We start from the raw sequence: 14814 nt of genomic DNA, 5'->3' as shown, positions 1-14814 counted from the left end.
AAAAGGGAATACGCCTTCCTTTTATTTTTTTCGAGGAGTGGCTGTAGGAGGAGTTGAGCCTTTCTTTGCAGCCATTACTTTTTTTACGATAGGGATAACAATTGGTGCTAATTTTACGGCAGTTTTTACAACATTTGATACTTTCATCAAAAAACAGCTCCTTTTATCTTGATTCAGTGGGTGTTCAAGCATCCGCTGAAATAGTGTCACGAATCCTAAGGTGGATGTTAAAGATTTGCACAGAGGCCAGTATGACACAAGTCAGTTAGTTCGAAAAAATTTGAACGTATTGTTTATCTGTGCGAAAGAGAAGCACCAGTGGCAATTATGTTGAGGCGTAATTGATAATTACTTTACCTGTTTAACGTAAAAATGAAACATTAGCGGACAACACGAATAGCCTGAATAATGTTCCATATAACGATACCAAGTGAGACGATGGCATAAATGGCGAACGAAACGAACCAAATAATCATCATCGAATTAGTATTGGAAGTTGGATCTATACTAAATGTAGAAAAAACAAAGACAATAAAGAACAGGATACCAAAAACAAAAGGAATTAAATGAGAGACAAGTGCACGAATCGAATGTCTTTTTACGTCGCTATCTTTCGTAACAAAGTAAACAATTAATGGGACAATAAATGGGGCGAAGAAAATACTAAGATAACTAAAGGCAGATAAAATTTTTTGGTTCTCCATAGTTGTACCTCCTTTTTTAATATTTACGCATGAAAAACAGCAAAGTTTCAAAAATAATAGATGGAAGAGGTTGTAATCCTTCTATCCTTTGCGTACAATGAGAATGTTCAAATAAATAAATTCAGATGTAACGACCACAAGGGGAGCTGATGATGTCAGCTGAGACTGGGCACGTAATGCCTTCACTCTTTGAACCTGTAAGCTAACACTTGCGTAGGGATGTGGATAGAAACCGACACTTGTACGATGTGAGGCTCTGTCCTGGCATCGTTTTTTCATTCTTGATGGAATAAAAAGATGTCAGAGAGAGACATATCAGCGCATTTCTATTCCTGCTCTTGTATCCTACATCGGAACAAAGGAGAGAATATATATGGACAAAAAAAGACTATTAATGCTTGTGGAGATTGCGATATTTGCAGCGATTGGTCTTGTGCTTGATCAGGTTTCCTTTAAAGTATGGGCACAAGGTGGCTCTGTTAGTCTTGTAATGGTACCGATTATGTTAATAGCATTTCGTTGGGGCTTAGTAGCGGGACTAACGACTGGTCTACTCGTTGGTGTTATGCAAACAATGTTTGGTGCATATATTGTGCACTGGCTCCAAGGGTTATTGGATTATGGTGTTGCCTTCACAGTTGTAGGGCTAGCCGCAGTCGTACGTGGGCCGGTACTGGAGGCTGCTAAAAATCTAAACAAAACAAAAATGGCACTTTACATTATTGTAGGTACTGTATTTGCAGGTTTCTTACGATATGCAGCACACACTGTTGCTGGAGCTGTATTTTTTGCAGAATATGCTGGAGATCAAAATGCATGGATCTATTCCATCATCTATAATGGTACATATATGCTCCCAGCAACCATCCTAACAGCAATTGTGGGCGTTCTTTTATTCACAGCCGCTCCACAATTAATGCAAAGAAAAGCATAGAGCAAACCCCTTCACATTAGTGAGGGGGATTTTTTTATCGCTACAATAGGTAAACAGCTCTTTTAGCACTTTGCAAAGTAGGGAAGCATACAATATTTAAAGCGTTTATCGTTATACGCATAAAAAGTTATGTTATATTAATTAGTAGATATTAGATGAAAGGGACGTTAGACATGATTGTAAAAACGCAAGAAGAAATTGAAGCTTTTAAAAAAATAGGACGCATTTGTGCTGAAATTCGTGAAGCGATGAAAGCTGCTACAAAACCAGGTGTTACAACACTTGAATTAGATGAAATTGCTGGTCGTATGTTTGCGGAGGCAGGTGCAATTTCTGGACCTAAAGGGGAATACGACTTCCCAGGATATACTTGTATTAGTGTCAATGAAGAAGTGGCGCATGGTATTCCAGGAAAACGTGTTATTCAAGAAGGTGACATTGTTAATATTGATGTTTCTGGCTCATTGAATGGTTACTTTGCAGACACGGGTATTTCATTTGTCGTTGGGGATGGCTATGAAGACAAAGAAAAGCTATGTCGCGTTGCTAAAAGTGCTTTTGATCGAGCGATGACAAAGGTAAGGGCTGGATCTAAACTCAATCAAATTGGTAAAGCAGTTGAACGTGAAGCGAATGCTAATGACTTAACTGTTATTATGAATTTAACAGGACATGGCTTAGGTAAATCCTTACATGATGAGCCAAATCATATTTTAAATTACTATGATGCATGGGATTCTACGATTATGAAGGAAGGCATGGTTCTTGCGGTTGAGCCGTTTATCTCAGCGCAAGCAGAACATATTGTAGAAGCTGGTGATGGTTGGACATTCGTCACACCTGATAAATCACTTGTTGCTCAAATTGAACATTCAGTCATTGTTACAAAAGATAAACCAATTATTTTAACTTCATTAGAAGAAGAATAAGATGCAATTAAAAATCCTGCTAACCAATTTATTTTTGGTAGGCAGGATTTTTTTTAATAAATAAAATACCAACAAAGAGAACACCACATAAAAAGAAGGCGGCTGTCGTTACAAGTAGCTCATCAAAACCATTATGTAAAGCGATTCCTATATAGGCCCAAATAAAAACACTTGGATACATGATATCAAAGTGATGAAAACGGATATGTAGCGCGATTGCTCCACCTAATGTCAGTAAAATCACTGCCCAAAGAGGTGTGCTAAGACCAAAACCGTTCCAACCATAAGCTGTTAACGTAAAGCTGATATTCGTAATCAAAATAAATGTCATCCATGCAAAATAAATGGCGAAAGGAATACGACCAGACAATGCTTTGTTATGAAGAGGGTACGTATTATACAACATAAATAAATACAAGACTAAAAGTAATGTAATGCCAAGAGAAACAATAAATAACTCATGATGCCATACGTATATTGTCAATGCTTGCAAAATATTTATGCAACTAAAGAGAGCAGACTGTTTCATAGATGTCTTTTTGATGTTCATAACTAACCAATAACCGATTAACATATAGATGATAATCCAAATTACATGACTTATATCAACAGGTGCAAATACCACAGAAAACCGATTAGAAATTTCTAGAGAAGATTGACCGTTTATCTTCATGAAAAAGGACGAAAAGGTTAGGATGAGTGAGACAAGATAAGAGATTGTCATCAAAATAAACCGAGGCATTGTTTCCTCTCCCTTCGTGTTAGATTGTATAGGGAAAAGACAAATAAGTATAGTACTGTCACTTTTTTATTATAACGGAAATTTACATCAATGTATCGTGTTGTTTTGCGAATAATATCTACAATTTACCATCTCAATAGGCATCCATATATTTCTTTAGTACAATAAGATTATGCAAATAAAAGGAGTGAGTTTCATGGCACAAAATTTGAAAAATCTAGACCTATCCATTGAACTAGATAAAAAGATGTACAAAAAGAAATTAAAAGTACTCCAATATGAAATGTTAAACGCTCAGCAATTTTTATTAAAAAACAAAATTGGCTTGATCTTGGTATTTGAAGGTATGGATGCTGCTGGTAAAGGTGGCGCTATTAAACGACTGATTGAACGCGTTGATCCGCGCGGTTATGTTGTTCATCCAATTTCAGCTCCACAGCCACACGAATTACGCTACAACTATTTACAGCGATTCTGGAGAAAATTACCTCAGCATGGCCAAATCGCGATTTTTGATCGTTCTTGGTATGGTCGTGTATTAGTAGAGCGTATTGAAGGGTTCGCAATGAAGGATGAATGGTCTCGTGCTTATGAAGAAATTAATAATTTTGAGAAGATTTTAACTGCAGGAGATTACATAATCATTAAGTTCTGGCTTCATGTTTCAGATGAGGAGCAATTAAAACGCTTTAAAGAACGTGAACAAAATCCTTATAAGTCTTGGAAGCTAACAGACGAGGATTGGCGAAATCGTGACAAAACCCCACAGTATATTGAAGCAGCAAATGCAATGTTTGAAAAGACAGATAAAAAAGATGCTCCATGGATTTTAGTAGCTGGAGATGATAAAAAACATGCACGTGTTCAGGTGCTTCAAGAAACGATTGCACACATTGAACGTGAGGCTAAAAAACGTGGTCTCCATCTAACAAATGTATTAGACAATGGTCAACTTGAGGATGCTGAATCATCCAGTTTAGAAATAATTAACGAGAAAATGAAAGAGCAAAAAACCAAATAAGATAATCGTGCTGCTGTGACAATAAGACTGAGCTGTTTTAGTTGTAGCAGCATCTTTTTTTACATACAATAAAAAAACTAGGGTTTTCAACGACTGGATTGTAGCTCGTGAGAACAAAGAATAAGAAATGTACTGATTTTTATTGGAAGGCTAGTGTGGAGAAATGGTGCTTAAAATTTGGAATCTACTGAGAAAAAAGGGTGGGAATGTGGTAACGATAAAGGGGGAAAAATGCTACATCCGCACATTCCAAGAAAAAGATGCACGAAGTTTAACGGGTCTCGTAAGCCGCAATAAATACTTTTGGTCTGTTTACGAGCCACTACAAAGACCAGAATATTATACAATTGACGCTCAATATAAAAAAATTCAAGAGAGTCTCTATTTATTGGAGTCAAAGCGAGAATTTACTTTTGGTATTTTTGAGCATGGTACAAATAATCTAATAGGGCATATTGCACTTTATGCTGTAAAACGCTTACCGTACTCGAGTGCATTTGTTGGCTATGCGATGGATGAAATTTATGTAGGTAAGGGAATCGTCACAGAGGCAGTGAATATGGTGGTCCGATTCGCATTCGATCAAATTGGCTTACATCGCGTAGAGGCATATGTATCGACACAAAATAGCGCCTCAATGCGTGTATTAGAGAAGTCGGGATTTCAGCAAGAAGGGCTGTTGAAAAAGCTATTATATATTAACGGTCATTGGGTAGACCACTATATGTATGCACGTTTAGAGGACGAATAGAAAAAACAAGTGCCTATCTTTCACAAAATGAAAGGTAGGCACTTGTTCATCTAGTAACTTTAAATCAAGAAGTGATTTCTATTGTTTAGTACCATCTGCAATTAAATCTAAATGTCCCGTATTTGGATCAATAATTAAGCCGTGAACAGGTACATCCTTTACCATTAATGGGTGGTTACGAATCGTATCGACACTTTTCTTAACACTTGTTGCAACGTCACCGAAACCACGTAAAAATTCTTTTAAATCAAAACCGGAATATTCCAACATAGAAATTGTTTCTGGATTAATACCTCTTTTAACCATTTCACTTAACATGGCATCAGGATCAACGGCACTCATTCCACAGTCATAATGTCCAACGACATAAACTTCATCGGCTTGTAGACCATAGACAGCAACTAATAAACTACGCATAACTGCTCCGAAAGGATGGCTCACTAATGCGCCAGCACTTTTCACTATTTTTACATCGCCATTACGCAAATTCATTGCTTTTGGTAAAAGCTCTACAAGACGAGTATCCATACAAGATAAAACAACAATACGTTTATCAGGATATTTCGTGGTGATGAATGGTTCATATTTTTTTTCTTGTACAAACTCTTTGTTAAATTCTAAAATATCTTGTAACATTGTCATGAATATTGCTCCCTTCCTTACAAAAAATATTTTAGAGCAAAACTTTAAATATGCAAACAATAAAGACTTTATTCAGATAATTTTTACAATAAAGGAGCAGTTTTATACGCTTTAGTAGATTAAAAATAAATTTTAACCTAAAAAAACAGCTACCTTTTCAGTAGCTGTTTTTTAAACATTAAAATTTTTCACTTGGCTTTGGATCTACAGTTACTGAAGACTTGCTATCTAAACCAACTTGTAGGTAGTGGATGAAGAATCCCGTTGAAATTAATAAAACTGCTGAAAAACCAAGAACAGTTGTAATGAACATTATTAGAGCTCCTCTCTACTTAAATGATCTATTAAAATACTCTACAACAATTATACAATAGGTTACTAGGAAAATCTAAGGATAATTTATGACAACCTTAACATACTTAGCCTAGAATACTATTAGTAGGAATGGATTATTTAGAATGCCCAATTTCCATCGCGGAATATTGGGTCTTTTTGATCATCATGAGTAATACCATCTATATTCATTTTGTTCGATCCGATCATAAAGTCTACATGTGTCAAGCTTTGGTTAAGACCATGGGCACTTAATTCCTCAGAAGTCATTTCTTTACCACCCTCAATACAAAATGCATAGGCACTACCAATGGCTAAATGATTTGAGGCATTTTCATCGAACAACGTATTGTAAAATAATAAATTGGATTGTGAAATAGGCGATTTGTGTGGCACTAATGCTATTTCACCAAGGTAATGAGCGCCCTCATCTGTTTCGATAAGGGAAGCTAAAATTTCTTGCCCTTGTTCAGCTTTTACGTCAACGATACGCCCATCTTTAAATGTTAATGTAAAGTTATCAATAATGTTACCGCCATAGCTTAATGGCTTAGTGCTCGTTACATAGCCATTCACACCTGTTTTTAAAGGTGCTGCAAAAATTTCTTCTGTAGGCATGTTTGCCATAAATGCTTGGCCTTGTGTGTTGACACTACTACCACCTGTCCACAAGTGATGTGCAGGTAACTCAATTGTTAGGTCTGTGCCTGGAGCAGTATAGTGAAGTGACTTATACTGTTTATTATTTAAATAATCAGCTTTGCTATGTAATTCCTTATCATGTGCAAGCCAAGCATCCACAGAATGTTCAACGTCAATACGTGTCGCTGCAAAGATTGCTTCCCATAATGCATCCATTTGTTGTTCTTCTGGTAAATGAGGAAATACTTTTGACGCCCAAGCCTTGGAAGGAGCAGCAATGACTGACCAGCTAAATTTATCTGCTTGTAACCATTGATAATAGTTAGAAAGTGCTTGACCAGATGCTTTTTGGAAAGCCATGATTCTGTCACGCTCAATCCCTTTTAATAGATCTGGATTTTGTGAGCTAATGCTTAAGAAAGCGGCGCCGTGTTCAGCCAACCATTCACGCTCTTGCACTTTCCAAGGCGGAAAGAAATCAAATGAGTCTTTTGGTGCTCCTTCATAACGAGCACGTACAAGTTCGTCATCTGATAAATCGACAAATACTTGTTTTGCACCATTTTCATAAGCGATTTTAGTAATTATTTGTGCTAGTTTTAAGTTGTCGGTCGAACAGCTTATATAAAGATACTGACCTTTTTGGATATTTACTCCTACTTTTACTGCTAATTCGGCATATTTTAGTAATTTTGTGTTGAATGATAATAACAAATTCATATCCCCTTTCGATTTAAGACGGTTTAGTGTAATATTCTTAATTCAATATAATCAAAAATGGTCGAAATGTGAATAAAAAGCATTAATTTCATCGAAAAATAACTGAAATACATTTATACTAGGTTTATACATATTTAAATTATGGAAAAACAGCCGAAATTAACATTATTAGTAGATTTGGAGGTTCTAGAATGGATAAATCGTCGATTATAGGGTTAATAATTGCGTTTATAGCGCTGTTAACAGGGATGGTAATGAAGGGTGTAAGTTTAACAGCTTTTTATAATCCTGCAGCCATTCTAATTATCATCTTCGGTACTATTTCCGCAGTAACAATTGCCTTTCCTATGCAAGAGTTAAAGCGTGTACCAAAGCTATTTAAAATTCTTTTTAAAGAAACAAAATTAGCGGATGAAATAGAAATAATTAAAATGTTTTCACAATGGGCTGATTTAGCTCGCCGTGAAGGGCTATTAGCACTTGAAAGTAAGGCTTCAGAAATTGAAGACCCATTTTTAAAAAATGGTCTTACATTAGCAATTGATGGTCAAAATGCTGATTACATCCGTGATGTACTAACGGAAGAAGTAGAAGCAATGGAAGAACGTCATGCTAGTGGGTCTGCTATTTTTACGCAAGCAGGTACATATGCACCAACTTTAGGGGTTCTTGGTGCAGTGGTAGGGTTAATCGCCGCATTGGCTGATATGAACGATATCGAAAAGCTTGGACATGCTATTTCGGCAGCATTCATGGCTACATTACTCGGTATCTTTACAGGTTATGTTTTATGGCACCCATTTGCGAACAAGTTAAAGCGTAAGTCTGCTTTAGAAGTAAAACAAAAGAGAATGATGATTGAGGGTATCCTTTCAGTATTAGAAGGGGAGGCTCCACGTGTAATTGAACAGAAACTATCATCATACTTAACGATGGAAGAACGTCGTCAAATTTCTGGTGAAAGCGGGGCGGGTGGCCTTGGCAAAGAAAGCTAAGAAAAAAAAGCATGATGAACATATTGATGAATCTTGGTTAGTTCCTTACGCAGATATTTTAACTTTGCTCTTAGCTGTGTTTATTATTTTATTTGCATCAAGTTCAGTTGACCAAGAAAAGTTAGAGAAAATGTCGGCGGTATTTAGTCAAGTATTTGACGGTGGAACAAGCTTTCTAGAGCAACCTGCACCAGTACCAAGTCCGAATGCAGATAGCGACCAAACCCCACAGCAAAATTCAGCCTATTTAAAAGATCAGCAGGAGTTAGCTGAAATTAAAGATAGTGTGGATAACTTTATTGCTGTCAATGAGATGGAAGGTCAATTTGCTACGGAAATGACAGATGAAGGGCTGCTTGTAACTATTCGTGATAGTATTTTATTTGATCCGGGTCAAGCAACGATTAAACCAGAATATATTCCAATTGCAAAAGAACTTGCGGATGTATTAGTGTCTAATCCACCACGTAATATTGTCATTACAGGTCATACAGATAATGTGCCAGCGGGCCCTAACTTCTCATCAAACTTAGAGCTATCATTAATGCGTGCGTCCAACTTTTACATGGTATTATTAGACAGTAATTCGCAATTAAAGTCTGAGAACTTTAGTGCGAAAGGCTATGGTGAAAACCGAGCGATTGCTCCAAATGATACAGCAGAAGGTCGTTCACAGAATCGTCGTGTAGAAGTGCTCATCCAGCCATTAGTTACCGAGGATGGTTCAGAAGCAAAAAATACACAATAAAAAAAAGCTATTAGCAGCTGACCAATCGTCACACGCTAATAGCTTTTATTTACTTTATTTACGTAAAGATCCCAATTCAGCAACAATCGCCTGCATTTCACTTGGACTAAATGTTTCTCTTTTCATCACCATCTCATATAAATACACTAAATCTTCATAATTAGCTTCATCGAAATGTTCTGATTTCATCGCGTCGACATTAACCATACGTAGTTTATCTTTCATTTGATCAACCATATAAATAACGTTTTCTTTAGATGGAACTGATAAATCCATTTTTTACCCTACCTTTCGTACTCCTCGCACATATCATTTCATTGAATAAAAAAAATGTCAACTCTCTATTTGAGCATTGCTTTAAAAATAGACAGTAATTGGGTAGAATAAGGACAGTAGACTGTTTAATTATGAAATAATAGGGAATATGCAATTACACAAGCAGGAGGTTATTAATATGGGTCAAAGTAAATTATTAGCATCTATCGTAGCAGGAGCAGCAGTCGGTGCTGCATTAAGTATGCTTGATCGCGCTACTCGTGAAAAAACGATTGCCACAACTAAGAAAATGAAGGAAGCCATTTCATACTACGCGTCAAATCGAGAAGAATTACAGGTTTTAGTTGAGGAAAAAGTACTGGCAGCGAAGGTACTTTGTGAGAGTGTGTCAGAAAATGTCAATACAATTGCAGGAAAGGTTGATGAATTTAAAGATTTACCTACCACGATACAAGGGATGATTGAGGACACGAAATCAGCCTTCACTGTCCCTCATAAGGAATAACGGTAGTTTTAGGAGGAATTGTATGGAGAAGAGAAAAGCAACTATGCATAATGCTTTTGGTTATGTAAAATCGTTTGTCTCGCCTGAGGAGGAAACGATAGATGTGATGACATCCAAAGGCTTTGTCCAAGATTTAATAGGTCGGCTAAAGCGAGTAGAAATGTCTGCGCTTGCTGCACAATTAGCTTATTTCTTTCTACTATCGTTCTTTCCCTTACTTATATTTTTAGTGACGTTATTGCCATATCTTAATTTAGAAACGACGCAGGTATATTCGTTTTTAGTAAATGTATTGCCAGATGAAGTTTATAAACTGATTGAAAATACACTGAATGAAATATTAACGAATCGTAATAGTAGTTTATTATCCATTGGGGTTCTAGGTACAGTTTGGTCTGCATCTAAAGGGATTAATGCGTTGATTAGAGCCTTAAATAAAGCCTACGATACAGAGGGTAGGGCAGGTATTTTAGATAGAGGGCTGTCACTAGTTTTTACAATTGCTCTAGTTTTTGTAATGGCTTTGGCTCTCTTATTACCAGTCTTTGGACAGCAAATTGGACATTTTCTTTTTTCGATAGTTGGAATAGAGGAGCAATTTGAGTCGGTTTGGCATAGATTAAGATGGTCGATACCACCACTACTTATTTTTATCGTTTTAATGGGGATTTACTGGTTTGTACCTAATACAAGTCCGCGTTTGAAAATAATGGGCGTTTGGCCAGGAGCTATGTTTGCTACAATCGCCTGGTTAGCAGTCACATATGGTTTCTCTTTTTACATTAATAATTTTGCGAATTATTCAGCTACATATGGTAGTATTGGTGGCGTCATTATTTTAATGCTTTGGCTATATTTTACCGGTATTATCATAATATTTGGTGGCGTATTAAATGCTACAATGCAGAAAAGAGCGTTGCAAAAAGAAATTCATGACTAAGGAAATGCCAATATTAAAAAAAGCCTTGCTTTTCTTGTTTAGAGAAGCGAGGCTATTTTGTCGTTATACATTTTTATTTAGCATACGTAAACCGTTTAAAATAACTAGAATTGTACTACCCTCATGCCCGATTACACCTAAAGGTAGGTCGACTACTTGTAAAAAGTTAGAGGCGATTAATAACACAATAACCCCGATAGAGAAGAATATATTTTGTTTCACAATACGCTGCATTTTCCGAGACAAGCGTACAGCATAAGCAATTTTAGATAAATCATTTTTCATTAATACAACATCAGCTGTTTCTAGTGCAACGTCTGTACCTTCACCCATAGCAATACCAGTGGTTGCAGTAGCAAGTGCAGGTGCATCATTAATGCCGTCGCCGACCATTCCAACAAATTGATGTTCTGTAAGTAAACGTTTCATTTCTGTTACCTTTGTTTCAGGTAGACATTCCGCAACATATTCAGTAACTCCAGCTTCCTTAGCAATAACTCTAGCCGTTTTTTCGTTGTCACCTGTGAGCATCACCACTTGAATGCCAAGCTCTTTTAATAATGCTACAGCTTTTTTAGCTTCGTTGCGTACGGTATCTTTTAGAGCTGTTAAAGCGACAACCCCATGTTGATCACGAATGAAAATAACTGTTTTCCCTTCCGATGCAAGTTTTGTGGCAGCGCTGTTTGCAAAATCATTAGCAAGTTGGACACCAACAAACTCTGGTTTTCCTACTTGATATACCTTGTTTTGAATTGTGCCCTTTATACCCCAGCCAGGAATATCCTCAATTGTTGCTTGTGGCAATGTGCTGATTCCTTCAGCCTTAGCATATGAAGTAATGGCTTGGGCGAGTGGGTGATTTGACTGAGACTCAATTCCAGCAAGAATTGCTAAAGTCATATCACGATCTACGCCATTTCGAACAATAAAATCTGTAACGACTGGTTTACCTTGTGTTAAGGTACCTGTTTTATCGACAGCCAGTGCACGTAAAACACTGATATGCTCTAAATGTAAACCGCCTTTAAATAGCACACCATTTTTCGCACCATTTGAGATTGCAGCAAGTGTAGCAGGCATAATGGATGCTACGAGTGCACAAGGGGAAGCAACTACTAATAATACCATTGCTCGGTAAAATGTTGTTGTCCAATCCCAACCAAGCAAGAAGTGGGGAAGGAACATCATGATTGCAACACTTAATAAAACAAACTTTACATAAGTCCCTTCAAATTTTTCAATAAACTGTTGAGAGGGAGACTTTTCACTTTGAGCACTTTGGACAAGCTGTATAATTTTTTGGAACAGTGTTTCTGAATTTGCTTTTGTCATTTCCATTGTAATCGCACCGTTCAAGTTAACTGTACCTGCGAATATTTCATCCCCTTCACTTTTTAAGACAGGTAGTGGCTCACCGCTAATGGCGGATTCATCAATTGAAGATTGTCCTTTAAAAATAACACCATCAGCTGGGATGCGTTCGCCTGGTTTAATCAACAAATGATCGCCTATTTGTAACGTAGAAACTGCTACTTTCATAGGCTCAAAACCGCCACGGACTAACCAAGCTTCTTCTGGCTGTAAATTCATTAGTGCTGATATTTCACGATGACTTTTGTTCATAGCATACGTTTCAAGTGCACCACTTACTGCAAAGATGAAAATAAGAATGGCACCCTCTGTCCAATAGCCGATTGCCGCTGAGCCAATTGCCGCTAGTACCATCAGTAGCTCCACATTTAGCTTTCGATCCTCTATCGTTTCTTCGATACCTTCTTTTGCTTTTGCAAAACCACCTATACAAAATGCAATTAAATACAGTAAAACAGAAGCTGTTGTTTGTCCGCTGGTATCTAAACGCCATGCTAGTAAGATGAAAATACCTGCTATAAGTGCAGCTAGTAATTCTGCATGCTCTTTAATTTTCTCAATTAAATTTATATTTTCTCGATTAGAGTATTCCATTCATATCCCTCCTGATAATGAAAATCAATATCAAAACCTTTATATACAAACATTTTGATTAAATTTGTAATTGAAAATGGATTTCAATTACCATCTCTTTTATTTAGAATTATTATAACAAAGGAATATATAAAAATAAAGTAGGAAGTTTGAAAGAGATTTTATGATCGTAAAGAATTAGGAGAGGTTGTTTAAGAAGTGTTTGTTAAATAGAAAAAAGGCACAGTCTATTCAATAGGAATATTCTGTGCCTTACAATATTGTGCAGTAAAACGGGTTACTGCTTACATTTATTTAATTAGAAAACTCTTTCCGCATGCAAAGCAAGTTTTTCTAATGATGATTTATCAACATCTGCATGTAGTGAGTTACCGTGTGAGTCCATTGTTACAACTGCTGTAAATTTTTCAACATTTAAGTGCCACATAGCTTCTGGGACACCAAATTCCATTAAATCAACACCGTCAACGCCTTTAATGCAATCTGCATAGTATTGAGCTGCACCACCGATGGCATTTAAGTAAACGCCACCATGTTCATTAAGCGCTTTTAACGTTTTTGGTCCCATTCCGCCTTTACCAATAACAGCACGGATACCGAATTTTTTCATGATATCACCTTGGTAAGGCTCCTCACGAATAGAAGTAGTTGGACCAGCCGCTTTTACTGTCCAATTGCCTTCTTCATCTTTTGCCATAACAGGTCCACAGTGATAAATAACTTGACCATTTAAATCAACTGGCGCATCATGACTCATTAAATGATGGTGGATAGCGTCACGGCCAGTATACATACGACCAGTAATAGAAACAACATCTCCAACTTTTAGTGAGCGAATTTGTTCTTCTGTAATTGGTGCAGTAAGCTCTACTTCAGTAGTAGTATCTTCAGTTGTTGCAGCTACTTCATCTTCTTTAAAGGTAATTTTTTCGCCTTCTTGATAGTGCCAATTAATAATTTCGCCAGTTTTGGGATCGATGTCAACAGCCATACGACGGTATGCCCAGCAGTTATATGCAACAGAAACATAGAAGGAAGCAGGGATACGGTGCATTACACCAATTTTACAACCTAATAATGTTGCTTCCCCACCGAAGCCCATTGTACCGATGCCAAATGTGTTAGCTGTTTTGACAACATACTCTTCTAATTTAGCAAGATCAGGATTTGAATTTGTATCTTCAACATGACGGAATAATTGTTCTTTTGCTAAATCATAGCCAGAAGAACGGTCTCCACCAATACCTACACCGATGAAACCAGCTGAACAGCCTTGACCTTGTGCTTGGTATACAGAGTGTAAAATACATTTACGAATACCGTCTAAGTCACGACCTGCACGGCCAAGACCATCCAATTCACATGGTAGACTGTACTGAATGTTTTTATTTTCACAGCCCCCGCCTTTTAGAATTAATTTAATTGTAATGTAATCTTTTTCCCATTGTTCAAACTTCATAACTGGTAAACCATCACCAAGGTTATTACCACTATTTGCACCAGTTAATGAATCCACCGCATTAGGACGTAATTTTGCATCTGCTGATGTATCATTGATTGCTTTTTTAATTGCAGCTTTAATTTCTAATTGGTTTACGCCAACAGGTGTATAAATTTTGAAAGTTGGCAGACCTGTATCCTGACAAATTGGTGACACGTTATCTTCTGCCATAATAATATTATTTGAGATTGTGTCTAAGCTCATTGCTGCACGAGTACCAGCACTCTCAGCCTCTTTTGCTTTTTTAATAGCACGACGTACATCCTTCGGTAAATTCGTAGATGTTTCAGTAATTAAATCGTAAAGACTTTTCTCCAAAGTTTCTAGATTCATTGGTATTGCCCCCCATAGAAAAAATTGATTATTTCCACGTTACATTATACTCTTTTCAACTAATGAAAAAAAGAGTCCTTATCTGAGAGCACTAAATTAAAGCATATTTTAATATAATTTTGATAGGGAG

General features: G+C 36.8%; 17 protein-coding genes and 1 riboswitch. Of the genes, 8 read left to right on the top strand and 9 right to left on the bottom strand.

Annotation, left to right across the window (positions count from 1 at the left end; all coding sequences use genetic code 11):
- Positions 1-21 precede the first annotated feature (21 nt).
- Positions 22-147 carry a hypothetical protein gene (locus GJU32_RS23655; RefSeq protein WP_274381831.1) on the bottom strand — a complete coding sequence of 42 codons (126 nt, stop codon included), beginning with the start codon at positions 145-147 and terminating at the stop codon, positions 22-24.
- Between the two features lie 233 nt (positions 148-380).
- On the bottom strand, positions 381-704 hold the full coding sequence (locus tag GJU32_RS19090; RefSeq protein ID WP_155593512.1) for a magnetosome magnetite crystal formation protein family: 324 nt from the start codon (positions 702-704) through the stop codon (positions 381-383).
- A gap of 129 nt (positions 705-833) precedes the next feature.
- A riboswitch (TPP riboswitch) is annotated at positions 834-941 on the top strand.
- Between the two features lie 136 nt (positions 942-1077).
- Between GJU32_RS19090 and thiT the strand changes: the two genes are divergently transcribed.
- On the top strand, positions 1078-1638 hold the full coding sequence (gene thiT / locus GJU32_RS19085) for an energy-coupled thiamine transporter ThiT (RefSeq protein WP_155593511.1): 561 nt from the start codon (positions 1078-1080) through the stop codon (positions 1636-1638).
- A gap of 173 nt (positions 1639-1811) precedes the next feature.
- A complete protein-coding gene (map, locus tag GJU32_RS19080) occupies positions 1812-2567 on the top strand; it encodes a type I methionyl aminopeptidase (protein WP_155593510.1) in 756 nt (251 codons plus the stop codon).
- Between the two features lie 28 nt (positions 2568-2595).
- Here the strand turns inward: map and GJU32_RS19075 are convergent, their stop codons facing one another.
- Positions 2596-3309 (bottom strand): hypothetical protein, encoded by a 714-nt coding sequence (locus GJU32_RS19075; protein ID WP_155593509.1) that lies wholly within the window; start codon positions 3307-3309, stop codon positions 2596-2598.
- A 196-nt stretch (positions 3310-3505) separates the two neighbouring features.
- Here GJU32_RS19075 and GJU32_RS19070 point away from each other — a divergent pair, with 196 nt between their 5' ends.
- A complete protein-coding gene (locus GJU32_RS19070; RefSeq protein WP_155593508.1) occupies positions 3506-4330 on the top strand; it encodes a polyphosphate kinase 2 family protein in 825 nt (274 codons plus the stop codon).
- A 163-nt stretch (positions 4331-4493) separates the two neighbouring features.
- Entirely contained in the window at positions 4494-5081 is a 588-nt protein-coding gene (locus GJU32_RS19065) for a GNAT family N-acetyltransferase (protein ID WP_155593507.1), read from the top strand.
- A gap of 78 nt (positions 5082-5159) precedes the next feature.
- Here the strand turns inward: GJU32_RS19065 and GJU32_RS19060 are convergent, their stop codons facing one another.
- From GJU32_RS19060 to GJU32_RS19055, 3 genes are all read right to left on the bottom strand, one after another.
- Positions 5160-5723, bottom strand: a complete 564-nt coding sequence (locus tag GJU32_RS19060) for a beta-class carbonic anhydrase (RefSeq protein ID WP_155593506.1) — start codon at positions 5721-5723, stop codon at positions 5160-5162.
- 178 nt (positions 5724-5901) lie between these two features.
- On the bottom strand, positions 5902-6036 hold the full coding sequence (locus GJU32_RS23650) for a hypothetical protein (RefSeq protein WP_255250397.1): 135 nt from the start codon (positions 6034-6036) through the stop codon (positions 5902-5904).
- A 140-nt stretch (positions 6037-6176) separates the two neighbouring features.
- The gene (locus GJU32_RS19055) at positions 6177-7418 is read right to left on the bottom strand and encodes an aminopeptidase (protein ID WP_155593505.1); all 1242 of its coding nucleotides are present in this window, start codon (positions 7416-7418) and stop codon (positions 6177-6179) included.
- Positions 7419-7609: 191 nt separating this feature from the next.
- Here GJU32_RS19055 and motA point away from each other — a divergent pair, with 191 nt between their 5' ends.
- Positions 7610-8413 carry a flagellar motor stator protein MotA gene (gene motA, locus GJU32_RS19050; protein ID WP_155593504.1) on the top strand — a complete coding sequence of 268 codons (804 nt, stop codon included), beginning with the start codon at positions 7610-7612 and terminating at the stop codon, positions 8411-8413.
- Complete coding sequence (motB, locus tag GJU32_RS19045; protein WP_155593503.1) at positions 8397-9161, top strand: flagellar motor protein MotB; 765 nt, start codon at positions 8397-8399, stop codon at positions 9159-9161. The genes motA and motB overlap by 17 nt, the downstream gene beginning before the upstream one ends.
- A gap of 54 nt (positions 9162-9215) precedes the next feature.
- Here motB and GJU32_RS19040 read toward each other — a convergent pair whose 3' ends face one another.
- On the bottom strand, positions 9216-9437 hold the full coding sequence (locus GJU32_RS19040) for a DUF1128 domain-containing protein (protein WP_155593502.1): 222 nt from the start codon (positions 9435-9437) through the stop codon (positions 9216-9218).
- Positions 9438-9615: 178 nt separating this feature from the next.
- Here GJU32_RS19040 and GJU32_RS19035 point away from each other — a divergent pair, with 178 nt between their 5' ends.
- The gene (locus GJU32_RS19035) at positions 9616-9942 is read left to right on the top strand and encodes a YtxH domain-containing protein (RefSeq protein WP_155593501.1); all 327 of its coding nucleotides are present in this window, start codon (positions 9616-9618) and stop codon (positions 9940-9942) included.
- 22 nt (positions 9943-9964) lie between these two features.
- Positions 9965-10882, top strand: coding sequence for a YihY/virulence factor BrkB family protein (locus GJU32_RS19030; protein ID WP_155593500.1), 918 nt, complete (start codon positions 9965-9967; stop codon positions 10880-10882).
- A 63-nt stretch (positions 10883-10945) separates the two neighbouring features.
- On the opposite strand, the gene GJU32_RS19025 is transcribed toward GJU32_RS19030, so the two are convergent.
- Complete coding sequence (locus tag GJU32_RS19025; RefSeq protein WP_155593499.1) at positions 10946-12850, bottom strand: heavy metal translocating P-type ATPase; 1905 nt, start codon at positions 12848-12850, stop codon at positions 10946-10948.
- Between the two features lie 298 nt (positions 12851-13148).
- The gene (locus GJU32_RS19020; protein ID WP_155593498.1) at positions 13149-14684 is read right to left on the bottom strand and encodes a fumarate hydratase; all 1536 of its coding nucleotides are present in this window, start codon (positions 14682-14684) and stop codon (positions 13149-13151) included.
- Between the last annotated feature and the right edge of the window lie 130 nt (positions 14685-14814).

It is taken from the genome of Lysinibacillus cavernae, assembly GCF_009724685.1.
GTDB classification, from domain to species: domain Bacteria; phylum Bacillota; class Bacilli; order Bacillales_A; family Planococcaceae; genus Lysinibacillus; species Lysinibacillus cavernae.
The sequence above is the reverse complement of the archived record's forward strand: the minus strand, read 5'-3'. Positions and strand labels throughout refer to the sequence as shown.